The following is a 25,812-nucleotide window of genomic DNA, read 5'->3' as shown; positions in this document are numbered from 1 at the left end:
CTTGCCCCGCGATGAGGCCAGTGCAGGCAACCATCAACCCAAGTTGTGCCACTCGCGCTTGTCGCGGGTCAGCAGCTCGTTGCCTGCCTCCGGGCCATCCTCCCCGGCCGCATAGCCATGCACCTCACCCGCCTCGCTGGCCCAGGCATCAAGAAACGGCTGCACCGCGCGCCAGCCGTTCTCGATGTTGTCGGCACGCTGGAACAGGGTCTGGTCACCCGTCAGGCAGTCGTAGATCAAGGTCTCGTAACCGGTCGCCGGGGTCATCTTGAAGAAGTCCTTGTAGGCAAACCCCAGCTCGACGTTTTCCATGACCAGCTCCGGCCCGGGCCGCTTGGCCTGCAGGTCGAACCACATGCCTTCGTTGGGCTGGATCTGGATCTTCAGGTAGTTGGGCTTGGGCCGCTCCAGCTCGCTTTCGCGGAACTGCGCATAAGGCGCGGGCTTGAAGCAGATGGCGATCTCGGTGTCGCGCACACTCATGCGCTTGCCGGTGCGCAGGTAGAACGGCACGCCGGCCCAGCGCCAGTTGTCGATCATCACTTTAAGGGCGACGTAGGTCTCGGTCTGGCTGTCTTTGCCAACATTGGGCTCGTCGCGGTAACCGGCCAGCGGCTTGCGCCCCTGTTTGCCGCTGGTGTACTGGCCACGCACCGAATTTTTCAGTGCCATCTTCGTCGTCCACGGGCGGATGGCGCCGATCACCTTGGCCTTCTCGCCACGCACCGCATCGGCGCCAAAGGCGGCCGGCGGCTCCATGGCGACCATCGCCAGCAGCTGGAACAGGTGGTTGGGCACCATGTCGCGCAGGGCGCCGGTGCTGTCATAGAAGGCGCCGCGGGTCTCGACGCCGACAGTCTCGGCCGCTGTGATCTGCACGTGGTCGATGTAATGGTTGTTCCAGAACGACTCGAACAGGCCATTGGAAAAACGGCTGACCAGGATGTTCTGCACCGTCTCCTTGCCCAGGTAATGGTCGATGCGGTAGATCTGCCGCTCGCTCATCACCTTCAGCAGGCGAGCGTTCAGCGCTTCGGCGCTGGCCAGGTCGGTGCCGAAGGGCTTCTCCACCACCACCCGGCGGAAGCCCCCGGCAGACTCGTCGAGCAGGCCGGCATCGCCCAGGCGCTGGGCCACTTCCGGGAAGAAGCGCGGCGAGGTGGCCAGGTAGAAGATGGCATTGCCGTGGCTGGTCTTGTCGATGCGTTTGGCCAAGGCCTGGTAAGTCGCCGGGTCGAGGAAGTCGCCGGTCTGGTAGTCCAGGCGCTTGGCCAGGCGCGCCCAGAGCTTGTCGTCCAGGCAGCGCTCGCTGCCTTCGCGGCCTTGGTCACGCTCCAGCATGAAGGCATGCAGGCGCTCGGCGAACGCTTCGGCGGTGGCCGCATTGTGATCGACCCCGACGATGCGCAGGTTGCGGTCCAGCAGGCCATCTCGGCTCAGGTTGTACAGCGCCGGCATCAGCAGGCGCTTGACCAAGTCGCCGTTGGCGCCGAACAGGAACAGGGTGCAGGGTGGAGCGGCAGGGATGTTTGGTTTGGTCATTCGCCTTTCTTCTCGACGTGGCCACCGAAGCCCAGGCGCATGGCCGAGAGGATCTTGTCACCGTAAGTACCCTGCTGCTGGCGCGAGCGGAAGCGGGCGAACAGCGCGCTGGACAGCACCGGCACCGGCACTGCCTGCTCCACGGCGGCATCGATGGTCCAACGCCCTTCGCCACTGTCAGACACCGAACCGCTGAACGCGGACAACTGTGGGTCGGCGACCAGGGCGTCGGCGGTCAGGTCCAGCAGCCAGGAGGTGACCACGCTGCCACGGCGCCACACCTCGGCGATCTCGGTCAGGTTGAGGTCGAAGCGCTGGTCTTCGGGCAGTTCGTCGCCGCCCTTGCTGCGCAGCAGGTCGAAGCCTTCGGCGTAGGCCTGCATCAGGCCGTACTCGATGCCGTTGTGCACCATCTTCACGTAGTGGCCGGCGCCGGGTGGGCCGGCGTGGATGTAGCCATGCTCGGCACGCTCGTGCTCACCGCTGCGCCCGTGAGTGCGGGGGATGTCGCCGACGCCGGGGGCCAGGGCCTTGAACAGCGGTTCCAGGCGCTCGAACACCTCCTTCTCGCCACCGATCATCATGCAGTAGCCGCGGTCCAGGCCCCACACGCCACCGGAGGTGCCCACGTCCAGGTAATGCAGGCCACGCTTGGCCAGCTCGGCCGCGCGGTGCATGTCGTCTTTATAGAACGTGTTGCCGCCGTCGATGATCGCATCGCCCGGCTCCAGCAGTTCGGCCAGTTGGGCGATGGTCTGCTCGGTGGGCTCGCCCGCCGGCAGCATGACCCACACCGCGCGCGGCGCCTTGAGCTTCTGCACCAGCGCACCAAGGTCGTGAGCCCCTTGCGCGCCCTCGCCCTCAAGCCCAGTGATCGCTTCACGGTTGCGGTCATGCACCACGGTGCGGTGGCCGGCGCGCATCAGCCGCCTTGCGATATTGCCGCCCATGCGGCCCAGCCCGACGATTCCCAGTTGCATGTGGTGACGCTCCCGTTAGAAATGGATTACAGCCGTTAAGGATTTCAGATTAGTCCAGCGTACCCGCAGAGGGTTCACCGACGAACGGCGAGACCACGATAAACAAAAAAGTTCCCATGGCCAGGGAAAGAATTCAGAATGCGCGCCGCGTGAAGCGACTACGCTTTGATTTGTCACCAGCCAGCCCTGCGAGGTGTGCTCATGGGTACCCTGATGCCTGCTACTCCCACCCAGACCCTCTACGTGTCCGTACGCCGTGATGAACTGCGCCAGCTGAAGGACGAACGTGACCAGCTGCGCCAGCAAGTGGCGCACTTGAACCAACTGCTGGAACAGGCCCGCCTGCAAGGCAAGCCCGCCAGCCTCTGAGTCACCGCCCCTGCGCAGGGAGCCAAGCGGCTCCCCGCCCTGCCCGTTTTCACCTCCCGCCCTACCCGCCGACCAGGCACCTCCCTACCTGTACAAATTTTGTAACACCCGCCAACGTTTGCGGGGACGAACGGTCATCATAAAAATGACCAGCAAGTCACAAGAATGTCGTTTCGTCCCCTACACTCCAGATTCGGCCCGCGTTTTGCTCGGAAAAAGTGACGTAAAAAAGTCGAACTTTCCGAAATGCGGGCAGGTCAGGAGCTAAGTAGGCCAACGCAAAGGGACTTCCTCACGCCAGGCCCACCCACCCCCACCCGCCTACACGCTTTTCGGCCGGATTGCCGAGCGTGCCGTGCCTGCGCGCACCGATATCGGGCAAGGACCGCACTACGAAGATGCACTACCGATCAGAGAGAACCAGCACGAAATAACGCAACGGGTGCCCGCACCCGCAAAAACAAGGGACGGAGAGAAGTATGATCAGTGCCGCTGTCGAACCTCACGTAGATGCATTCAAATCGGATAGCCGCGAGCCGCTGCCACCCAGCCTCGCCCCGACAGTCAAGGCACCCGGCGCCCAGCGCCAGCACAACCCCAACAAGCGCAAGGTCCTGTTCGTCACCTCGGAAATCGCCGACCTGGTCAAGACCGGCGGCCTGGGCGACGTGTCCGCCGCCCTGCCACGGGCTCTGGCCCACCTGCACGATGTGCGGGTGCTGATCCCCGGCTACCCCCAGGTGATGGAGAGCGACAACCCCATCCATATCGTCGGTGAACTGGGCGGCCACGCGGCACTGCCACCGTGCAAGATCGGCCGCATGGACCTGGCCGACGGCCTGGTGATCTATGTGCTGATCTGCCCCGAGCTGTACCAGCGCGAAGGCACTCCCTACGGCGCCAACAACGGCCGCGACTGGCCGGACAACCATATTCGCTTCGCCCGCCTGGGCCTGGCCGCCGCAGAAATTGCCGCCGGTGAAGGCATGGCCCACTGGCGCCCCGACCTGGTGCACGCTCACGACTGGCCGGCCGGCCTGGCCCCGGCCTACATGCACTGGCGCGGGCTGAGCACCCCGACCCTGTTCACCATCCACAACCTGGCCTACCAGGGCGTGTACAGCCGCGCCTGCAGCCCGGAGCTGGCGATCCCCGACCACGCCATGCAACAGGAAGGCATGGAGTTCTACGGCAAGCTGTCGTTCCTCAAGGCGGGCCTGGCCTACTCCAGCCACATCACCACGGTGAGCGCCACCTACGCCCGGGAAATCACCACCCCCGAGTTCGGCTGCGGCCTCGACGGATTCCTTGCCAGCAAGGCCCAGCAAGGCTTGCTCGGCGGCATCCCCAACGGCATCGACGAGAGCTGGGATTCGGCCACCGACGGGCACCTGGTGCACAACTTCAGCCTCAATGACTGGGACGGCAAGGCGCGCAACACCCAGCAGGTACGCGAGCTGTTCGGCCTGGACGCGTCCAAGGGGCCGCTGTTCGCCGTGGTCTCGCGGCTGGTCTACCAGAAAGGCCTGGACCTGACCCTGGGCGTGGCCGACTACATCGTCGAGCAAGGCGGCCAGATCGCCATCATCGGCCGTGGCGAGCCCGAGGAAGAACAGGCCATGCGCGAGCTGGCACTGCGTCACCCGGGCCGCATCGGCGTGCGCATCGGCTTCAACGAAACCGATGCCCGACGGATGTTCGCCGGCAGCGATTTTCTGCTGATGCCATCGCGCTATGAGCCGTGCGGCCTGAGCCAGATGTACGCGCAACGCTTCGGTTCGCTGCCGGTGGCGCGCAATACCGGCGGGCTGGCCGACACCATCGAGAACGGCGTCACCGGGTTCCTGTTCGACGACTCGACCCTGGACAGCTACCGCGAAGCGCTGAGCCGCGCCTTCTACGTGTATGGCAAGAAGCACCTGCTCAACGCCATGCGCTGCCTGTCGATGACCCAGCCCTTCAACTGGTGCCAGGCGGTGGAACCCTACGCGCGGCTGTATGAGGACCTGGTCAAGCAGACCCAGATCGCCCACTACTGAGCGGAGAGCGGACGATGCACAGGCATGGCGCGCAAGTAGTGGACGCCACGTCGGCGCGCTTTGCCCTCTGGGCGCCGGATGCGCGCAGCGTGAGCGTGGAAGTCGAGCGGCAGCCCGCCGTTGAGCTGTCGCCCGTTGATGACGGTTGGTACGTCGGCGTTGCCCCGTGCCAGGCAGGTGAGCGGTATCAATTGCTTATCGACCGGCAGCTCAAGGTGGCCGACCCGGCTTCGCGCTATCAGCCCGAGGGCGTGCAGGGGCCGAGCGAGCTGGTGGACCTTGCCGGCTATCCGTGGCAACACCCCTGGCAGGGCCGCCCGTGGCACGAGGCGGTGATCCAGGAGTTGCACGTGGGCCTGCTCGGCGGTTACCGCGGCGTGGCCGAGGCGCTACCACGCCTGGCCACGCTGGGCATCAGCGCCATCGAGCTGATGCCGCTGGGCCAGTTCCCCGGTGAACGTAACTGGGGCTATGACGGCGTGCTGCCGTTCGCCCCACAGCACAGCTACGGCACGCCGCAGGAGCTGTGCGCACTGATCGACCAAGCCCACGGCCACGAACTGATGGTGCTGGTGGACGTGGTCTACAACCACTTCGGCCCGGACGGCAACTACCTGCACCAGTACGCCAGCCCGTTCTTTCGCCAGGACCGGCAGACACCCTGGGGCGCGGCCATCGACTTTCGCAGGCCAGCGGTGCGCGAGTACTTCATCCAGAACGCGCTGATGTGGCTGTGCGACTACCGCTGCGACGGCCTGCGCCTGGATGCGGTGCACGCCATCGACCAGCCGGATTTCCTCGTCGAACTGGCGCAGCGGGTGCGCGCGGCGGTAGCGCCGGGCCGGCAGATCTGGCTGGTGCTGGAAAACGAACACAACCAGGCCGCGCTGTTGGAGCAGGGCTTCGACGCCCAGTGGAACGACGACGGCCACAACGCCTTGCACGTACTGCTGACGGGCGAAACCGAGGGCTACTACGCCGACTACCAGCAGCGGCCGATCGAGCAGCTGGCACGCTGCCTGGCCGAAGGCTTCGTGTTCCAGGGCCAGGCCAACCGCCATGGCACGCCACGGGGCGAACCCAGCGGCCACCTTGCGCCCAGCGCGTTCGTGCTGTTTTTGCAGAACCACGACCAGGTCGGCAACCGCGCACTGGGCGAGCGCCTTACCCGCCTTTGCCCGCCGCAGGCCCTGCGCGCGGCCACCGGGCTGTTGCTGCTGGCGCCGATGATCCCGCTGCTGTTCATGGGCGACGACGACGGCAGCTGCAAGCCGTTCCTGTTTTTCACCGACTTCCACGACGCGCTGGCCGATGCCGTGCGCGAGGGCCGGCGTGGTGAGTTCGCCCACTTCGACGCCTTCGCCGACCCCGCCAGGCGCGCACAGATCCCCGACCCCAACGCCGAAACCACCTTCGAACGTTCCCGGCCGCAGCCAAAGGACGTGCTGGCCGGCTGGCACGGCCTTTATCAGCAGCTGCTCGACCTGCGTAAACGCCACCTCATCCCGCACCTGCCCGGCACCCGCGCACTGGGCACCGAGGTGCTGGGCGACAAGGCGCTCACTGCGCGCTGGCGCCTGGGCAACGGCCAGCAGCTGCGTATCGACCTCAACCTCGGCGCCCAGCCCCAGGCCGTGCAACTGCCGGCCCAGGCGCTGCGCCTGTACGACAGCAGCGACAACGCCCACCCCGACTCGACACTCGCCGCGTACAGCTGCGTGGTCAGCCTGCTGCCCCCCGAACCGGAGACGCCATGAGCGAACAGCCCCTGCACCGCCTGGCCGCCCGCGTCGGCCTGGCCCGCGACTGGATCGACGCCAACAACCGCCCGCAGCAGGTCAGCGACGAGGTGCTGCGCCAGGTGCTGCAAGCCCTTGGCCACCCCGCTGACAACGACCAGGCCATCGCCAGCAGCCTGCGCCTGGTCGAACAGGCCGAAGACAGCGAACACCTGCCGCCGCTGCTGACCGTCGATATCGACCAGCCCCTCAGCCTGCAACGCTGGTTCAGCGCCGGCAGCCAGGTGCACTGCACCCTGGAGGACGCCAGCCAGCGCACGCTGGTGCTGGACGCCCAAGCACGCCTGCCGGGTGGGCTGCCGACCGGCTATCACCAGTTGGCCATCGACGGCCGCACCTTCACCCTCGCCGTGGCGCCGCAGCGCTGCCACGCGCTCGAAGATGCCATTACCGAACCGCCCTCGCGCTGCTGGGGCCTGGCGGTGCAGTTGTACAGCCTGCGCCGCCCCGACGATGGCGGCTATGGCGACTGCCTGGCGCTGGAGCAGTTGGCGCGCAGTGCCGCCGAGCGCGGCGCCGATGCCCTGGCGATCAGCCCGATGCACGCGCTGTCGGCCTTCGACCAACAGCACTTCAGCCCCTATTCACCGTCCAGCCGGCTGTTGCTCAACGCGCTGTACGCCAGCCCCGCAGCCCTGCTGGGCGAACGCGCCGTGCGCATGGCCATCGAGGCCTGCGGGCTTGCGCAGACACTGGAAGACCTGCAGCAACAGCCGCTGGTGGACTGGCCACGCGCGGCCAAGGCCCAACAGCGTTTACTGGAAGCGCTGTACCAGGATTTCAGCCAGGGCGACCACCCGCTGCGCGCAGACTTCGCCAGTTTCCGCGAGGCCGGCGGCGAACGGCTCGAACACCATTGCCGTTTCGAAGTGCTGCAAAGCGAGGCAGTGGACCAGGGCCTGGGCGCCGATTGGCGCAACTGGCCAAAGGCCTGGCACGACCCCTATCACCCGGAAGTCGAAGCCTTCGCCGCCGCCTACCCGGCCCGTGTCGAATTCCACGCGTTCTGCCAGTGGCTCAGCGAACGCAGCCTGCAACGCGCCCAGGACGCGGCGCGCAGCAATGGCATGGCGATCGGCCTGATCGCCGACCTGGCGGTGGGCGCCGACGGCGCCGGCAGCCAGGCCTGGAGCCGCCAGGACGAGCTGCTGGCCGACCTCAAGGTCGGCGCGCCGCCCGACATCCTCAACCGCGCGGGGCAGGACTGGGGCATCTGCGCCTTCTCCCCCGAAGGGCTCAAGCGCAACGGCTACCGCGCCTTCATCGAGATGCTGCGAGCCAACCTGGCCCACGCCGGCGGCCTGCGTATCGACCATGTGATGGGCCTGCGCCGGCTGTGGCTGATCCCCCGTGGCGCCACTGCCCGCGAGGGCGCCTACCTCAACTACCCGCTCGACGACCTGCTGCGCCTGCTGGCCCTGGAATCGGTACGGCACCGGGCGATCATCCTTGGCGAGGACCTGGGCACCGTGCCCGAAGGCCTGCGCGAGCGCCTGGCGGCCAAGGCCGTGCTGGGCATGCGCGTGCTGCCCTTCGAGCAGGATGCGCCCGGGCGCTTCAAGCCGATCCTCGACTGGCCGGACAACGCCCTGGCCACCACCGGCACCCATGACCTGGCGCCGCTGGCCGGCTGGCTGCAAGCCCGTGACATCGACTGGCACAACCGCCTGCAACTGATCGACGCCACCACCGAAGGGCACTGGCGCGATAGCCGGGCGCTGGAGCGCGACGGCCTGCGCCGCACCCTGGAGCACAACTACGGCCCGTTGGCGGACGACAGCGCATTGATTGACGCGGCGATCCGTTACGTCGGCCACACCCGCGCCCCCTTGGTGCTGGTGCCACTGGAAGACCTGCTGGGCTGCGACGAGCAACCCAACCTGCCCGGCACCACCGCTGGCCACCCCAACTGGCGGCGCCGCTTCAAGGCCACCGCCCTCGGGCTGCTCGACGACGAGGACGCAGCGCGGCGCCTGGAGCTGTTGGCCCAGGCCCGCGAACAAGCCTGGGAGCGTGATCGATGAAGGCGCTGACCGCCACCCTGCGCCTGCAGCTGCACAGCGACTTCACCCTGGATGACGCGACGCCGTTGGTGCCCTACTTCGCCCAGCTCGGCATCAGCCACGTGTACGCCTCGCCGATCCTCACTGCCCGTGCAGGCTCGCGCCACGGCTACGACGTGGTCGACCCGACCCGGGTCAACCCCGAGCTGGGCGGCGAGGCCGCGCTGGAGCGCCTGGTGGCCGCCTTGCGCCAGCACGGCATGGGCCTGATCCTCGACACGGTGTCCAACCACATGGCCGTGGGCGGCGCCGACAACCCCTGGTGGCAGAGCCTGCTGGCCTGGGGCCGGCGCAGCCCCTATGCAGAGTTCTTCGATATCCAGTGGCACTCCAGCGACCCGCTGCTGGCCGGGCAACTGCTGTTGCCGTTCCTCGGCAGCGACTATGGCGTGGCGCTGCTCAACGGTGACATGCCCCTGACCTTCGACGCCGAGCATGGCCGGTTCGAGGTCGCCCATCACGAGCATCGTTTCCCGATCTGCCCGCTGGACTACGAGCGCATTCTCGGCCGTGCCGAAGACCCACGGTTGCAGGCCCTGGCGCAACACTTCAGTGCTCTGCAGGAGGCCGCCGAACCGCTGGCCGACGCCGTGGCGCTGCACCGCGACCTGGCCCTGGTGGTCAGCGCCGGGGCCAGCCTCGAAGCCGCCCTGGCCGCCTTCGACAGCCGCACCGAAGCCGGCTTCAAGCGCCTGCACCAGTTGCTGGAGCGCCAGACCTATCGCCTGGCCAGCTGGCGCACCGCCGCCGACGACATCAACTGGCGCCGCTTTTTCGACATCAATGAACTAGGCGGCCTGCGGGTGGAGCGTGCGGTGGTGTTCGAAGCCACCCACGCCAAGCTGTTCGAGCTGATCGAGCGCGGGCTGGTGGATGGCTTGCGCATCGACCATATCGACGGCCTGGCCGACCCGCGTCGTTACTGCCGCAACCTGCGCCGGCGGGTCGACGGGTTGCTGGCGCGCCGGCCGCTGCAGGCGGGCGTGGAGCACTTCCCGATCTACGTCGAGAAAATCCTCGGCGCCGATGAACACCTGCACCGCGACTGGCTCACCGACGGCACCACCGGCTACGAGTTCATGAACCAGGCCTCGCTGCTGCAACACGACCCGGCGGGCGAAGCACCGCTGACCGAGCTGTGGAGCACCGTCAGCGAACGGCCGGCATTTGCCGAGGAAGTGCGCCAGGCTCGCCACCTGGTGCTCAACGCCGGCCTGGCCGGCGACTGCGAGTCGGTGGCCCTGGCCTTGCTGCAGGTGGCCCGCGACGACCTGATGACCCGTGACCTCACCCTCGGTGCCATCCGCCGCGCGCTGCAGGCGCTGGCCGAGCATTACCCGGTGTACCGCACCTACATCAACGCCTGTGGCCGCCCGGCCGAGGACGAGGGGTTCTTCCAGCAAGCCCTCGCTGACGCCCGCCAGTCACTGGGCGAGGCCGACTGGCCGCTGCTCGAGCACCTGGCGCAGTGGCTTGGTGGCCAGCCCTGGCGGCGCCTGCCCCCGGGCCGACCACGCAAGCACCTGCGTCACGCCTGCGTGCGCTTCCAGCAGCTGACCGCGCCAACCGCCGCCAAGGCCGTGGAAGACACCGCCTTCTACCGCAGCGCCCGGCTGTTGTCGCGCAACGATGTGGGCTTCGAGGCCGAGCGTTTCAGTGCCGCCCCTGAATGGTTTCACACGCAAGCCCAGCGCCGCCTGCGCGACTTCCCCGACAACCTGCTGGCCACCGCCACCCACGATCACAAGCGTGGCGAAGACTGCCGGGCGCGCCTGGCGGTGCTCAGCGAGCGCGGGGCCTGGCTGGCCAGCCGGGTGGAGCACTGGCGCGAACTGGCAGCGCCGCTGCGCGAGGCATTGGAGGATGGCGCCGCGCCCGGCCCGGGCGATGAGCTGCTGCTGTGGCAGACCCTGCTCGGCAGCTGGCCGCTGGCGCTCGACCTGCATGACGCCAACGCACTGCGCCACTACGCCGAGCGCATCGGCGGTTGGCAACAGAAGGCCCTGCGCGAGGCCAAGCTGCGCAGCAGCTGGGCGGCGCCGAACGAGGCTTATGAACAGGCCTGCGCCGCCTATGTGAACGGCCTGCTGCTGGACGCGCAGAACCAGCAGCTGCGCCAGTCGCTGCACGAGGCGGCGCGGCAGATCGCCTGCCCCGGCGCGCTGAACAGCCTGGTGCAATGCCTGCTGCGCATGACCACGCCGGGCGTGCCCGACCTGTACCAGGGCAACGAGTACTGGGACTTCAGCCTGGTCGACCCGGACAATCGGCGCCCGGTGGACTACGCTGCAAGGCGTGCCAGCCTGGACGCCAGCACGCCCCTGGCCGAACTGCTCGGCCACTGGCAGGACGGGCGCATCAAGCAGGCACTGATCGCCCGGCTGCTGGACTGTCGCATGAGCCATCCCGAACTGTTCCGGGGTGGCGCCTACCTGCCGCTGAACGTGCAGGGGCGCCACGCCGACAAGGTGCTGGCCTTCGCCCGACTGGGCGAGGAGCAGCGCGCCATCGTTGTCGCACCACGGCTTGCCAGCAGCTTGCTGGGTAACGCCACAACCCCATTGATCCCGGCACAGAACTGGGACGATACGCGGCTGATCCTGCCGTTTGCCTTGTCGCCTGCCAACTGCTCGGGACTTTTCGGTGGCGGTGCTGTCAGCCCTTCAAAGGAGCTGAAGTTGAGCACCGTACTGATGGAGTTCCCGGTCAATGTGTTGATTGATCATGCCTAACTGCATTCAGGAGCGTCGTGATGAGTGTCGAAGAAAAACGTGTTCGCGAATTCGCCTATCAAATCTGGGAATCGGAGGGCAAGCCGGAGGGCCAGGAAATCCGCCACTGGGAGATGGCCCGCAAGCTGGCCGAGGCTGAAGCGTTAGCGCCCAAGGCCGCGCCGCGCAAGAAGGCGGCGGCCAAGCCGAAGGCGTCAGTGGCTGCTGAAAAGCCTGTGGCGGCGAAGAAGCCAAAGGCTGTGAAAAAGCCGGCGGCGAGCTGAGCCTGTCGTAATACCTGTACCGGCCTCATCGCTGGCAAGCCAGCTCCCACAAGGCCGGCGCAGCGTTGTGGTCTCGCTGTACCTGTGGGAGCTGGCTTGCCAGCGATGGGCCGCGCTGCGGCCCCCGTTCCCCCCCGCACCACGAGGACCGCCATGAGCCCCCGCACCCCGAAGAAAACCCGCTCCGTCGCCCCGTCGCGCATCCGCGAAGGCATGCCCTTCCCGCTGGGCGCCACCTGGGACGGCCTGGGGGTCAACTTCGCTCTGTTCTCGGCCAACGCCAGCAAAGTCGAACTGTGCCTGTTCGATTCAACCGGCGAACAGGAGCTCGAGCGCATCGAGCTGCCCGAGTACACCGACGAGATCTACCACGGCTACCTGCCCGATGCACACCCTGGCCTGGTCTACGGCTACCGCGTGCATGGCCCGTATGAACCGCAGAACGGCCACCGTTTCAATCCCAACAAACTGCTGATCGACCCCTATGCCAAGCAACTGGTCGGCACACTGAAATGGTCCGAGGCCCTGTTCGGCTACACCATCGGCCACCCCGACGACGACCTGTCGTTCGACGAGCGCGACAGCGCGCCTTTCGTGCCCAAATGCAAGGTCATCGACCCGGCGTTCACCTGGGGCCGCGACCAACGTGTGCAGATCCCCTGGGAGCGCACCATCATCTACGAGGCGCACGCCCGCGGCATCAGCATGCGCCACCCGGCGGTGCCCGAGGCGCTGCGCGGCACCTTCGCGGGCCTGGCCAACGACGAACTGCTCGGGCACATCAAGGCGCTTGGGGTATCGAGCATCGAGCTGCTGCCGATCCACGCCTTCGTCAACGACCAGCACCTGCTCGACAAGGGCCTGAACAACTACTGGGGCTACAACAGCATCGCCTTCTTCGCCCCGCACCCGCGCTACCTGGCCAGCGGCAAGATCGCCGAGTTCAAGGAGATGGTCGCGCACCTGCACGACGCCGGGCTGGAAGTGATTCTGGACGTGGTCTACAACCACACCGCCGAGGGCAACGAGCGCGGCCCGACCCTGTCGATGCGCGGCATCGACAACGCCTCGTACTACCGCCTCATGCCCGACGACAAGCGCTTCTACATCAACGATTCCGGCACCGGCAACACCCTGGACCTGAGCCATCCGTGCGTGCTGCAACTGGTCACCGACTCGCTGCGCTACTGGGCGGGCGAGATGCACGTGGACGGTTTTCGCTTTGATCTTGCGACCATCCTCGGCCGCTACCACGATGGCTACAGCGAACGCCACGGCTTCCTCGTGGCCTGCCGCCAGGACCCGATGCTCAGCCAGGTCAAGCTGATCGCCGAACCCTGGGATTGTGGCCCCGGCGGCTACCAGGTGGGCAACTTCGCCCCCGGCTGGGCGGAGTGGAACGACCGTTTCCGCGACACCGTGCGCAGTTTCTGGAAAGGCGACGAAGGCATGCTCGCCGACTTCGCCGCGCGCATCACAGCCTCCGGCGACCTGTTCAACAACCGTGGCCGGCGGCCCTACGCCTCGGTCAACTTCGTCACCGCCCACGACGGCTTCACCCTGCGCGACCTGGTGTCGTACAACGACAAGCACAACGAGGACAACGACGAGAACAACCAGGACGGCACCAACAACAACCTGTCGTGGAACTGCGGCGTCGAAGGCCCGACCGACGACCCTGCGATCAATGTCCTGCGCATGCGCCAGATGCGCAACTACTTCGCCACCCTGCTGCTGGCCCAGGGCACGCCGATGATTGTCGCTGGCGACGAGTTCAGCCGCACCCAGCATGGCAACAACAACGCTTATTGCCAGGACAGCGAGATCGGCTGGGTCAACTGGGAGCTGGACGAGGACGGCAAGGCCTTGCTGGCCTTCGTCAAACGCCTGACCCGCCTGCGCCTGGCCTACCCGATCCTGCGCCGCTCGCGCTTTCTGGTGGGTGACTACAACGAGGCGATCGGGGTCAAGGACGTCACTTGGCTGGCCCCGGACGGCAGCGAGATGACCGTGGAGCAGTGGGAAGACCCGCACGGGCGTTGCCTGGGCATGCTGATGGACGGCCGCGCCCAGGTCAGCGGCATTGCCCGGCCCGGGGCCGAGGCGACCTTGCTGCTGATCGTCAACGCCTACCACGACGTGGTGCCGTTCAAGCTGCCGGCGGTGCCGCAGGGCGAATACTGGAGCTGCCTGGTCGACACCGATCGACCGGAGCTGCGCAAGCCGCAGCATCTGCAGTTCGACACGGTGTTCGAGGTGCAGGGGCGTTCGTTGCTGTTGATGGCGTTGCAGCGGGAAGAGGACTGAACCTGGCAACGGACGGGCGGTCCTAATCCGTAGCCATGATCACCAAAATACCTGTGGGAGCGGGTTTACCCGCGAAGACCACACTACGGTGCATGGCACGGGCTACGCCCGTGTTCGCGGCGGTTCGACGGCTCGATAAACCCGCTCCCACAAGAATCGTGTAAATCGCTACAGGAGTTCCTGTGAACCCCGAAGCCGGCAGTCCAGGTTTCGCCAGCGTCAGCCAGGCCCCGGCCGTGCACCGGGTCAAGGTGCTGACGGTCAACACCCACAAGGGTTTCACCGCCTTCAACCGGCGCTTCATCCTGCCGGAGCTGCGCGAGGCGGTGCGCAGCACCCAGGCCGATATCGTGTTCCTGCAGGAAGTGCTGGGCAGCCACGATCGCCACGCCAGCCGCTACCCCGGCTGGCCGCAGACCTCGCAGTACGAATTCCTCGCCGACAGCATGTGGAGCGATTTCGCCTACGGGCGCAACGCGGTGTACCCGGACGGCCACCACGGCAACGCTCTGCTGTCCAAGTACCCGATCATCGAACACCGCAACCTCGACGTGTCGATCACCGGCCCTGAACGGCGCGGCCTGCTGCACTGCGTGCTCGACGTGCCCGGGCAAGCACCGGTACATGCCATTTGCGTGCACCTGTCGCTGCTGGAAAGCCATCGGCAAAAACAGCTGCAACTGTTGAGCAAGCTGCTCGATGCACTGCCCGCCGACGCCCCGGTGATCATCGCCGGTGACTTCAACGACTGGCAGTTGCACGGCAATCGCACCCTGGGCAGGCAACAGGGCCTGCACGAAGCCTTCGAACGCCATCACGGCCTGCTCGCCCGCACTTATCCGGCGCGCCTGCCACTGCTGCGCCTGGACCGTATCTACCTGCGCAACGCCGACAGCCATGGGCCGAAGATCCTCGGCCACAAGCCCTGGACACACCTGTCCGATCATCTGCCGCTGGCCGTGGAAGTGCGCCTGTAGCAACGATTCGGCATAGCCGCCCGGCGAGCAATCACCATTGACGATATGGCCTCGCCAATTCTGTACAAATTCAATGGCTTGAATTACTCAACGAACCCTTGCCAAAGCCTTCACACATTCTTGACGCAAGCCCTGTCCTCTCCTTAGCTGAACAGAACCAACAGACGTAAAAATTCGTGCCGGGCCTCTAGCTCGCGCCTTTGTGCGCGCTCAAGCAGGCTGGCGCGCTGGCTTGGGTCGCCCCTGTTTTTGTCGTACAGCCCGTGACATCAGGCCAGATTGCCCGGCTGTTCAACGTGCTGTCCAACACACAACAACAGGAGATCCGCCATGAAAAGCACCTCGAACCCCCTGCGTTTCGAAGCTTTTTGCTGCGCGGTTTCCACGTCGCTGCTCTTGGCAACCCCGGTGGAAACCTTCGCCTTCGAACTGCAGGAGGGCGAACCCTTCGCCCGGTTCCTGGAACAGCCCGAGGTCCCCCAACTCTCACTCGACCCGCTGAGCGTCAATGGCCTCAACCAGGGCATGCTCTCGGCATTCTCCACGCAGATGAGCGAGCGCCACGGCCCACTGGCCAGCGACATGATCGCCAGCCAGTGGGCGCAGTTCTTCCCCGGCACACCAAGGCCAGCAGCCCAGGCGCCGGCGCAGCTGGAGGCGCCCAGCCAGCAGTTGATGATCGGCCCCGACCTGTTCGTGCGCGAAACCAGCGCAGGCAACGTTCACCGTGCCGGGATCTTCGTCGGCCACAACAACCTGCAGAGCAGCTTCAACGGCATGCGCCCCTTGCTCGGTGACAAACAACGCAATGCGGTGAACCTCAGCGGCGAGAGCCTGGGCGTGTACTGGAGCATGACCCATGAGCAGGGCTGGCACGTGGACGCCGTGGCCATGGGTACGCGCATCGACGTCAATGGCCGCTCCCAGGCCGGCCAGCGAGTGGACGACAGTGGCCATGCGATGACCTTTTCGGTGGAGGGTGGTTTCCCCATCGGCCTGGGGGGCGGCTGGGTGATCGAGCCCCAGGCGCAGTTGATCAACCAGCAGTTCTTCCCTGGCAGCCAGGTGCAGGAGGAAACCTTGCAGGCGTTCGACAGCCAGCCAAGCTGGAGCGGCCGGGTCGGTGCCAAGCTGTCGGCGCGCTATGAAGTGAAAGGCATGCCCATCGAGCCCTATGTGCGCACCAACGTCTGGTACGACTTCAGCAACAGCGACTCGGTGAAGCTGGACCAGGTCGACAAGATCTCCAGCTCGCGCAGTTCGACCTCGGTGGACCTGGGGTTGGGGCTGGTGGCGCGGGTCACGCCGAACGTGGCGCTGTTCGTCAGTGCCGATTACAGCAGCGACGTGGATGACAACGATCTGAATGGGCTGATTGGCAGCCTCGGGGTGAGGATGCGCTGGTAGACAAGCGAACGCACCCATTGCCCAGGCACACTGGAACTCTGGCTTGCGGGTTATTCACGACGCTGGATATCAGCCACGCGAGGTGAAAACAGATAGAGCCATGCTCGAATTTGCAAAACGCGGTAGCAGATTCCGACAGGCTCACTTGAATGCCGACATCAATACTTGCAAGCATCGCGCACTCTGTTTCCGGACACTGCCTGGCGGCCTGAATAGCCATGATAAAGCCGCCAGCGCTATGTCGCACCTGACATTTTTATCAGTTGCCGTGCTCTATGAACCGGCGAAAAAACTCTGCAGGTCGATCAATTGCCACTGCGAAAAAATCCACTTGGAAATTGATATCGACCCCAGGTAGCCACCCAGCCTAACTGAAGCATAGATTTGAGGGAAAACATCATGACAACCGAACCCTTGGCGGACGAAGAACAAAGCAAAAAATACATCGAGCAATTAAACAATATATACGCCATCAATGACCCGAACAAACTGAAACAGGCATACAAGTTCCTCGATCTGATTCATCCTGTAATCGCCGCCCTGGCTACGCAACGCGCGCCAGAAGATCTCACCAAAAACCATCACTCGTTATTGATGAATGCTGCCATCCGGCGCGCCTTGGAAGAACCAAGCGATGCAACTAAAGCAGACCTTGAACGAGCCGAAGTTAAAGTAACACAGCCTGTGACAAGCACTCACTTCAAGAGGACATTCGCCGAATTTTCAAATCCATTTAATGACACCTCGCTTAGCAATAGATACTTGTATAATAGCGAATTCCTGAAAGCATACAACAATAGCATTTCAAACTTACTCGAAACAGAGGACCTACCAGATAGCACGTTGACTCCGATACCAGAAACCGATCATTACGAATTCATAGAGGCGTTGAAGATCTTCGCAGCCAGCAAAGCCGAATCATTCCTAGAAGAATATCGCAGTTTTTTATACCTAGCATCCCCAGGCCCCTTTGCAGGGATGGAGATCTACGGGATTAATGGCATACCTGGACATTACGCCACCATGTTCACCGACGCTGTACATTGCGCCGAATTATTGCACGCTTCAAATAAAGACATCGGATTCCAGATCAATCGCAGCACTGAAAGTCCAGACTACAGCGGGACCTATATATTCTCAATTTCAGTGACACCAATTGACCTACCATCGACTCTAAAATCCAAATCCTTCAACGAGTTAATAGACAACATACAAAATGAAGCAACCAGCACTAGGGAAGGCGTGGTCTCCAATGGTCAAGTCGCATTGCAAGTCATCGTTAAACGGGAATTTATCGAAGATAATACGCGCCGGGGCTAGCCGCTTTTCTTCAACGCTGTAGCTCAGGCAACTTCTTGGCGGGAGACCCCGCCAAGAAGTCATTACCGGGAGCTAACCAGCCGGCTTCATCACCAACACCCCCAACGGCGGCAGGTTCAGCGCCAGCGACAATGGCTGCCCATGGCTGGCAATCTCATCACTGGCCACCGCCCCCAGGTTGCCCACGTTCGACCCTGCATACAGCCCGGCATCGCTGTTGAGCAACTCTTGCCAACGTTCGCCGAACGGCACGCCGATCCGGTAGCCCTCGCGCGGCACCGGGGTGAAGTTGGCCACCACCAGCAAGGGTTCGCCCTGGCTGCTCCAGCGCAGCCAGGCGTACACGCTGTTGTGCGCATCGTCGCCGATCAGCCACTGGAAGCCCTGGGGCTGGCAGTCCTGTTCATGCAGTGCCGGTTGCTCGCGGTACAGCCGGTTGAGGTCGCCGACCAGGCGCTGTACTCCTTGGTGCTCGGGGTATTGCAGCAGGTACCAGTCCAGTTGGCTGTCGTGGTTCCACTCACGCCACTGGCCGAACTCGCAGCCCATGAACAGTAGCTTCTTGCCTGGGTGGGCCCACATGAACGCGAGGTAGGCGCGCAGGTTGGCAAACTTCTGCCAGCGATCGCCGGGCATCTTGTCGATCAGCGAGTGCTTGCCGTGCACCACCTCGTCGTGGGAGATGGGCAGGATGAAGTGCTCGGAGTAGGCATAGATCAGCCCGAAGCTCATCTCGTTGTGGTGGTAGGTGCGGTGGATCGGGTCGTTCTGGATGTAATGCAGGGTGTCGTGCATCCAGCCCATGTTCCACTTGTAGGCAAAGCCCAGGCCGCCCTGTTGCGTGGGTTGGCTGACGCCGGGCCAGGCGGTGGATTCCTCGGCGATGATCAATGCGCCCGGTGCCTCGTGGGCCGCGACGCCGTTGAGGTGGCGGATGAAGTCGATGGCTTCGAGGTTCTCGCGCCCGCCATGGCGGTTGGGCACCCACTCGCCGGCCTTGCGCGAGTAATCGCGGTAGAGCATCGACGCCACGGCATCGACGCGCAGGCCGTCGATGTGGAAATGCTTGAGCCAGTGCAGCGCCGAGGCCAGCATGAAGCCGCGCACCTCGTTGCGGCCGAGGTTGTAGATCAGCGTGTTCCAGTCCTGGTGGAAGCCTTCCAGCGGATTGTCGTACTCGTACAGCGCGGTGCCGTCGAAGCGCGCCAGGCCGTGTTCGTCGGTGGGGAAATGCGCCGGTACCCAGTCGAGGATCACGCCGATGCCGCCCTGATGGCAGGCGTCGATGAAGAAGGCGAAATCTTCCGCCGTGCCGTAGCGTGAGGTCGGGGCGAACAAAGACAGCGGCTGATAGCCCCAGGACCCGCCGAACGGGTGCTCCATGATCGGCATCAGCTCGATATGGGTGAAGCCCAGTTCCTGCACGTAAGGCACCAGGCGTTCGGCCAGTTCGCGCCAGTTGTAGAAGCGCGCGACCTCGCCGGTATCGTCCAGCTCGCAGCGCCAGGAGCCGGCGTGCAGCTCGTAGATCGACAGCGGTGCGTTGTAGGCGTGGCGCTGGGCGCGCTGCGCCATCCATTGCTCATCGTGCCAGTCGTGGGCCAGGGCGCCGGCCACCTTCGAGGCGGTACTCGGTGGCAGCTCGGTGGCGCGGGCCAGCGGGTCGGCCTTGAGTGGCAGCACGCCGTCGGCGCCGAGCACTTCGAACTTGTAGGTTTCGCCGACACCCAGGCGCGGCACGAACAATTCCCACACCCCGGCGCTGTGGCGCAGGCGCATGGGGTGGCGGCGGCCGTCCCAGTTGTTGAAGTCGCCCACCACCGAAACCCGCCTGGCGTTGGGCGCCCACACCGAGAAGCACACGCCGTCGATGCCGTCGGCCTGGGTCGGTTGCGCACCGAAGCGGCCGGACAGGTCGCGGTGGTTGCCTTCGGAGAACAGGTACATGTCCATGTCGCCCAGTTGCGGGCCAAAGCTGTAAGGGTCTTCGGTGACCTGCTCGCCCCCGGCCCAGCCGATCTGCAGCAGATACGGTTGTGCATCGTCGATGTGCGCGGTGAACAACCCTGGCAGGCGCTGTTGCTGCATTTCAGCGAGCACGTGCCCGCCATCGCGGGCCAGCACGCGCACATTCAGGGCGTTGGGCAGGAAGGCCCGGATAAACTGACCGCCTGCACCATCGGGGTGCGGGCCGAGCACGGCGAACGGGTCGGCGTGCGTGGCGCTGGCAAGGGCGTCCAGGTCCCGTTGCCGAAGGCTGCCGTTGTCACGCGTGGTTGCATTCATCTCACTGCCCCTTTCCATGTATTCACAAGATTGCTTGACGACCTTTGGGGCGTGGGAGCGAGCTTGCCTCGCGATGAGGGTAGCGGCCCCATCGCGGGGCAAGTCGCATCGGCGCACCGCCGCTCCCACGAAACTACGAAACTCATGACTCCCCCCAGGTGCTGATCAACCCATGCAGGCCATGCAAAGGCACGGCCAGCCAGCTCGGCCGGTTCTCGGCTTCGTAGCTGATTTCATAGGCGGCTTTTTCCAGGCAGAACAGTTCCAGTGCGGCGCGCTCGCCCTCGGCCTGCTGCCAGGCATGGGGCATGGCGGCAGTGGCCAGGCCATAGGCTTCGACGAAGGCGTGACGCGACTGGTGCAGGTACTGCCGGGCAACCCGCTGACGGGCCTGGCGCGCCGCGTCGGAGAGGTCTACCGCCGAGGCGCTGCGCAGGATCATGGCAGCAGCATAGTCGAAGGATCGCAATACGCCGCTGACATCCTTGTATGGGCTGTGTCTGGCCCGGCGCTCGTCCAGCGGCCGCGCCGGCTCGCCCTCGAAATCGATCAGGTAGGCATCGCCCTGCACCACCAGCACCTGGCCCAGGTGCAGGTCGCCGTGCACGCGCATCAACAACCCGCCCTGGGCCTGGCGGGCCAGGTTGTCGATGTGCTGCCGCAAGCCTTGGCGCTGTTGCTGCAGGTCGTCGACCAGGGCCTGGCTGTCACCGTCCAGGCTGTTGCGGTGCTCGGCCAGCAGGTCCAGGGCATGCTCGAGCTCGGTGCTGATCTGCCGGCTCCAGCGCTCGCTGTCGCGGGCATCGCTCGGCCGCGGCTGGAACGCTTGATCACCGGTGGGCGCCGCCAGCAGCAGGTGCATCTCGCCCAGGCGCTGGCCCAGCAAGGCGGCGAAGCCGGTGAGTTCGGCCAGGGCGTCGGTGTGCGCTTCCTGCTCGTTGCGGGTCGGTTCCATCTCGTCGCGGATCGCCCGTTCCAGGGTGTTCTGGGTCCAGTCCCAGGCATCGCCCTGGTTGCTCAGGTAGCCCTGGGCGATCATCAGCAGGGTTGATTGATCGCTATCGTCGACGCGGCTGACCCAGGCCAGCAAGGGTGAAATATTGGCGAAACCGGCAGCAGTGAGGTAGGCGCTCATCTCCAGCTCCGGGTGGATCCCCGGGTTGACCCGGCGGATCAGCTTGAGCACCAGGCTGCCGCCCACCACCACCGAGCTGTTGGACTGCTCCGCGCCCAGGTAGCGCACCTCGCTCTGCTCATCGAGCGCCAGCGCCGCCAGCTGCTTGGTGCACTGGAAGCGCAGTTCGCCCATGCCGTTGCCACAGGGCAGGCGCAGGCCGTCCTGGCAACCGCGCAGCAGCGCACGGATGAAGGGCTCGAGGACGAAGGCATCGGTGATAAGCCCCACCTGACGACCACGGCGCACCCGCGACAGCGCCAGTTGCTGGGGCAGCGCGGCGTTGATCTGCTCCTCCGGCAACAACCCGAACGGCAGTTGGTAGTGGGTCACCACCCCGTTGCTGTGCACCTCCAGCTCGCCGAGCAATGCCGGCAAGGTCGCGGTGGCGAAGCGTACGCCGTACCGCAGGTGCACCTGGTCGATCGGCCCTTCCTTGCCGGCGAACCAGCGCCGCTTGGGCAGGTACTGGGGCAGGATCGCGCTTTCCAGGGCGCCCCGGGACGGTGCTTCGAGCAGCTCTTCCATGCGCTTGCGCAGCACCAGGGTGGTCAGCTCGGGCAGGCCTTCGGTGGGCTGCACATGCCAACTGGGCATGCGGTCGTGGGCGGCCAGCAGGAACCAGTAGAAGCCGTATGGCGCCAGGGTAAGCAGGAACGGCAACTGGCCGATGGGCGGGAACGCGCTGCCACCGAGCATCTCCACCGGCACCCGTTCGGCGTACTGCGAAAGCTCCAGCTCCGCGGCCTGGGCGGCGCGTGAAACGTTGGCCACGCACAGCACCACTTCACTGTTGCCCTCGGCATCGGTGTACTCGCGGATATAGGCGAGGATGCGCCGGTTGCTCGGGGTGAGCATTTTCAAGGTGCCACGGCCAAAGGCCTTCTGCTGGTTGCGCACCGACAGCAGGCGGCGGTTCCAGTTGAGCAGCGAGTGCGGGTCGTGGGCCTGGGCCTCGACGTTGATGGTCTGGTAGCCGTACAGCGGGTCCATGATCGGGGGCAGCACCAGGCGCTGCGGCTCGGCCTTGGAGAAACCGCCGTTACGGTCCGGCGACCACTGCATGGGGGTGCGCACGCCGTCGCGGTCGCCCAGGTAGATGTTGTCGCCCATGCCCAGTTCGTCGCCGTAGTACAGCGTGGGCGTGCCGGGCATCGACAGCAGCAGGCTGGTCAGCAGCTCGATGCGCCGCCGGTCGCGCTGCAGCAAGGGCGCCAGGCGGCGGCGGATGCCTAGGTTGATGCGCGCGCGACGGTCTTCGGCGTAGTAGTTCCACAGGTAGTCGCGCTCGCGGTCGGTGACCATCTCCAGGGTCAGCTCATCGTGGTTGCGCAGGAAGATCGCCCATTGGCAGTTGGCAGGGATCTCTGGAGTCTGGCGCAGGATATCGGTGATCGGGAAGCGGTCTTCCATGGCCAGGGCCATATACATGCGCGGCATCAGCGGGAAGTGGAAGGCCATGTGGCATTCGTCGCCTTCACCTTCGCCGAAGTACGGCCGGGTGTCCTCCGGCCACTGGTTGGCCTCGGCCAGCAGCATGCGGTCGGGGTAGTTGGCGTCGATCTCGGCGCGGATCGCCTTGAGCACTGTATGGGTCTCAGGCAGGTTCTCGTTGTTGGTGCCGTCGCGCTCGATCAGGTAGGGGATGGCGTCCAGGCGCAGGCCATCGACGCCGATGTCGAGCCAGAAGCGCATCACCCCGATCACGGCCTTGAGCACCTGCGGGTTGTCAAAGTTCAGGTCCGGCTGATGCGAGTAGAAGCGGTGCCAGAAGTACTGGCCGGCCACTGGGTCCCAGGTCCAGTTGGACTTTTCGGTGTCGAGGAAGATGATCCGGGTGCCGTCGTACTTCTGGTCATCGTCCGACCACACGTAGAAATCCCGAGCCTTGCTGCCGCGCTTGGCGTGGCGGGCGCGCTGGAACCAGGGGTGCTGGTCGGAGGTGTGGTTGATGACCAGTTCGGTGATCACCCGCAGGCCGCGCTTGTGGGCCTCGGCGATGAAACGTTTGGCGTCGGCCATGCCGCCGTAGTCCGGGTGCACAGCTTTGTATTCGCCGATGTCGTAGCCGTCGTCGCGCCGTGGCGAGGGGTAGAACGGCAGCAGCCAGAGGGTGTTGACGCCAAGTTCGGCGATGTAGTCGAGCTTGCTGATCAAGCCGGCGAAATCGCCGATGCCGTCGTTGTTCGCGTCGAAGAACGATTTCACGTGCAGCTGGTAGATCACCGCGTCCTTGTACCAGAGGGGATCGTCGATGAAGGCTGCCGGGCGGGAACGCTTGGCCATGTGCGACTCCTTTCGGTTCTCGGTTTGACGCGCCCCTGTGGGAGCGGGTTTACCCGCGAAACAGACTCCGCGGTGTGTGGCACCGGCGTTGCCGGTGTTCGCGGGTAAACCCGCTCCCACAAAATCGCTTACCCCATCCGTTCAATGCGCCAGATGCCGAACGGCTGGTGCCAGGGCTCTATGCGCATCCACTGGGTCTTGCCGTGCCAGGTCCAGCGGTGGCCGGTCATCAGGTCCTCGCCCTGGGTGTCGGCGTTGTCATCCAGGCCCAGCTCCCACAGTGGCAGCTCGAAGCTGGCTTCCTGGGCGTTGTGCGGGTCGAGGCTGATGGCGACGAGGATGTAGTTGTCACGCTCGGCGGTGCGCTTGGCGAAGAACAGGATCTGCTCGTTCCAGCAGTTGAGGAAGAGCACGCCCAGGTGGGTCTGCAGGGCCCGGTTGTGCCGGCGGATGCGGTTGAGCTGGGCGATTTCGGCGACGATATTGCCGGGCTGGTTGAAGTCGCGCGGGCGGATCTGGTACTTCTCCGAGTCCAGGTACTCCTCCTTGCCGGGCAGCGGCGTGCCTTCGCACAGTTCGAAACCCGAATACATGCCCCACAGCCCTGAGCCCATGGTCGCCAGCACAGCGCGGATCAGAAAGCCTGCCCGGCCAGAGGTGTGCAGGAAGAACGGGTTGATGTCCGGCGTGTTGACGAAGAAGTTGGGCCGGTAACACAGGCTCCACGGCGGCTGGTTCAGTTCTTCGAAGTACTCGCGCAGCTCCTGCTTGCTGTTGCGCCAGGTGAAGTAGGTGTAGCTCTGGGCGTACCCCACCTTGCCCAGCCGCGCCATCATCGCCGGGCGGGTGAAGGCTTCGGCGAGGAAGATCACTTCGGGGTGCTGGCTGCGCACATTGGCGATCAGCCATTGCCAGAACGGCAGCGGCTTGGTGTGCGGGTTGTCGACGCGGAAGGTCTTGACCCCCTCCTCGACCCAGCCGACCACCACGTCGCGCAGGGCCAGCCACAGGCTGGGCACCGCCTCGGCGGCGTAGAAATCGACGTTGACGATGTCCTGGTACTTTTTCGGCGGGTTCTCGGCATAGCGGATGGTGCCGTCGGGGCGCCAGCTGAACCAGCCGGGGTGCTCCTTCAGCCAGGGGTGGTCCTGGGAGCACTGGATGGCGAAGTCCAGGGCGATCTCCAGGCCGTGTTCGGCGGCGGCGGCCACCAGGCGGCGGAAGTCTTCGCGGCTGCCCAGCTGTGGGTGGATGGCATCGTGGCCGCCTTCGGGGCTGCCAATGGCGTAGGGGCTGCCGGGGTCGCCGGGCTCGGCCTGCAAAGCGTTGTTGCGGCCCTTGCGGTGTTGCAGGCCGATGGGGTGAATGGGCGGGAAGTACAGCACGTCGAAGCCCATGTCGCGGATCATCGGCAGGCGCTGGTGCACGTCGTTGAAGGTGCCGTGGCGCTCGGGGTCGTCGGTGACCGAACGTGGGAACAGCTCGTACCAGCTGGCGAACATCGCGGCTTCGCGGTCCACGTCCAGGGGGAACTCGGGGCTGCGGGTGAGGTAGCTGCGGTGCTCGGCCTCGCTCATCAACCGGGTGACATCGGGGTGCAGCAGCTGCGCCACCTGGTCATCCACCGACAACTCCGGCAGGCGCTGCTGCAAGGCTTGCAACTGCTCGCGCAACAGGCCTTCGCTGCGCTGGATGCCCTGCCCCAGCAGCACACGGCCCTCTTGCAGTTCGAGCTGTACGTCCTGGCCTGCGGCGTACTTCTTCTCCAGGTCGTGGCAATAGGTGGCGAACGGGTCGATCCAGGCTTCGATGCTGAACAGGTGCAGGCCCAGCTCGCCGGGTGTGAAGTCGGCCAGCCACAGGTCGTTGCCCGGCGAGTGCATGGCCACACCGTGCCAGCGACGGCTGTGGGCCTGGCGCCAGTACAGCATCACCGCCAGGCGGTCGTGGCCGTCGGCGTACACCTTGGCGCTGACGTCGACCTTGTGCCCGCGCACTGCCTTGGCGGCAAAGGTACCGCCGTCTATCACGGGCGTCGCGTCCTCAATCACGATGCGTGGCGCCAGCAACGCCTGGGAAAGGCTGATGGCCTGGTCCGGGTGGTCACCTGCCATGGGTACGCTTTCGAAGGGCTCACTACCTGTCATCGCACTCGCTCCGTGGGGATTGTGGCGGTAAGGGTTCAGAGCCGTGCCCGAGGGTGGGGTTCAATAAAATTGAGCGAATGGTGCCAGGCGTGGGTCGAAGCCTGCGACACCTCTTCATTCA

The 25,812-nt window shown here is 65.2% G+C and carries 15 protein-coding genes; 10 read left to right on the top strand and 5 right to left on the bottom strand.

Annotated elements, in window-relative coordinates; all coding sequences use genetic code 11:
* Nucleotides 1-33: 33 nt before the first annotated feature.
* Both zwf and gnd read right to left on the bottom strand, forming a co-directional pair.
* The gene (zwf, locus tag EJA05_RS10450; RefSeq protein WP_125858178.1) at nt 34-1,542 is read right to left on the bottom strand and encodes a glucose-6-phosphate dehydrogenase; all 1,509 of its coding nucleotides are present in this window, start codon (nt 1,540-1,542) and stop codon (nt 34-36) included.
* Nucleotides 1,539-2,522: a phosphogluconate dehydrogenase (NAD(+)-dependent, decarboxylating) gene (gene gnd, locus EJA05_RS10445; protein WP_125858177.1), complete on the bottom strand. Its 984-nt coding sequence runs from the start codon at nt 2,520-2,522 to the stop codon at nt 1,539-1,541. Before gnd ends, zwf begins: the two co-directional genes overlap by 4 nt.
* Before the next feature lie 201 nt (nt 2,523-2,723).
* On the opposite strand from gnd, the gene EJA05_RS28185 reads away from it, so the two are divergent.
* The 10 genes from EJA05_RS28185 (at nt 2,724) to EJA05_RS10395 (ending at nt 17,798) form a co-directional block, all read left to right on the top strand.
* Nucleotides 2,724-2,891 (top strand): DUF6026 family protein, encoded by a 168-nt coding sequence (locus EJA05_RS28185; RefSeq protein WP_167409825.1) that lies wholly within the window; start codon nt 2,724-2,726, stop codon nt 2,889-2,891.
* Between the two features lie 479 nt (nt 2,892-3,370).
* Entirely contained in the window at nt 3,371-4,930 is a 1,560-nt protein-coding gene (gene glgA, locus EJA05_RS10440; protein WP_125858176.1) for a glycogen synthase GlgA, read from the top strand.
* Between the two features lie 14 nt (nt 4,931-4,944).
* On the top strand, nt 4,945-6,687 hold the full coding sequence (gene treZ / locus EJA05_RS10435) for a malto-oligosyltrehalose trehalohydrolase (RefSeq protein ID WP_125858175.1): 1,743 nt from the start codon (nt 4,945-4,947) through the stop codon (nt 6,685-6,687).
* Nucleotides 6,684-8,753, top strand: coding sequence for a 4-alpha-glucanotransferase (gene malQ, locus EJA05_RS10430; RefSeq protein WP_125858174.1), 2,070 nt, complete (start codon nt 6,684-6,686; stop codon nt 8,751-8,753). The genes treZ and malQ overlap by 4 nt, the downstream gene beginning before the upstream one ends.
* Complete coding sequence (locus EJA05_RS10425) at nt 8,750-11,524, top strand: malto-oligosyltrehalose synthase (RefSeq protein ID WP_125858173.1); 2,775 nt, start codon at nt 8,750-8,752, stop codon at nt 11,522-11,524. Before malQ ends, EJA05_RS10425 begins: the two co-directional genes overlap by 4 nt.
* 17 nt (nt 11,525-11,541) lie before the next feature.
* The gene (locus EJA05_RS10420) at nt 11,542-11,787 is read left to right on the top strand and encodes a DUF2934 domain-containing protein (protein ID WP_125858172.1); all 246 of its coding nucleotides are present in this window, start codon (nt 11,542-11,544) and stop codon (nt 11,785-11,787) included.
* Between the two features lie 153 nt (nt 11,788-11,940).
* Nucleotides 11,941-14,094, top strand: a complete 2,154-nt coding sequence (gene glgX / locus EJA05_RS10415) for a glycogen debranching protein GlgX (RefSeq protein ID WP_125858171.1) — start codon at nt 11,941-11,943, stop codon at nt 14,092-14,094.
* Between the two features lie 182 nt (nt 14,095-14,276).
* Nucleotides 14,277-15,071 (top strand): endonuclease/exonuclease/phosphatase family protein, encoded by a 795-nt coding sequence (locus EJA05_RS10405; protein WP_125858169.1) that lies wholly within the window; start codon nt 14,277-14,279, stop codon nt 15,069-15,071.
* Between the two features lie 330 nt (nt 15,072-15,401).
* Nucleotides 15,402-16,478: an autotransporter domain-containing protein gene (locus EJA05_RS10400; protein WP_125858168.1), complete on the top strand. Its 1,077-nt coding sequence runs from the start codon at nt 15,402-15,404 to the stop codon at nt 16,476-16,478.
* Nucleotides 16,479-16,877: 399 nt separating this feature from the next.
* Nucleotides 16,878-17,798 (top strand): hypothetical protein, encoded by a 921-nt coding sequence (locus tag EJA05_RS10395; protein WP_125858167.1) that lies wholly within the window; start codon nt 16,878-16,880, stop codon nt 17,796-17,798.
* A gap of 72 nt (nt 17,799-17,870) precedes the next feature.
* Here EJA05_RS10395 and glgB read toward each other — a convergent pair whose 3' ends face one another.
* From glgB to EJA05_RS10380, 3 genes are all read right to left on the bottom strand, one after another.
* A complete protein-coding gene (gene glgB, locus EJA05_RS10390; protein ID WP_125858166.1) occupies nt 17,871-20,084 on the bottom strand; it encodes a 1,4-alpha-glucan branching protein GlgB in 2,214 nt (737 codons plus the stop codon).
* A 142-nt stretch (nt 20,085-20,226) separates the two neighbouring features.
* Complete coding sequence (gene treS, locus EJA05_RS10385; RefSeq protein WP_125858165.1) at nt 20,227-23,544, bottom strand: maltose alpha-D-glucosyltransferase; 3,318 nt, start codon at nt 23,542-23,544, stop codon at nt 20,227-20,229.
* 128 nt (nt 23,545-23,672) lie between these two features.
* A complete protein-coding gene (locus EJA05_RS10380) occupies nt 23,673-25,691 on the bottom strand; it encodes an alpha-1,4-glucan--maltose-1-phosphate maltosyltransferase (protein ID WP_125858164.1) in 2,019 nt (672 codons plus the stop codon).
* Between the last annotated feature and the right edge of the window lie 121 nt (nt 25,692-25,812).

Origin of the sequence: Pseudomonas oryziphila, from assembly GCF_003940825.1 — a bacterium.
Lineage (GTDB): Bacteria > Pseudomonadota > Gammaproteobacteria > Pseudomonadales > Pseudomonadaceae > Aquipseudomonas > Aquipseudomonas sichuanensis.
This window is presented reverse-complemented; position numbering and strand designations above follow the sequence as displayed.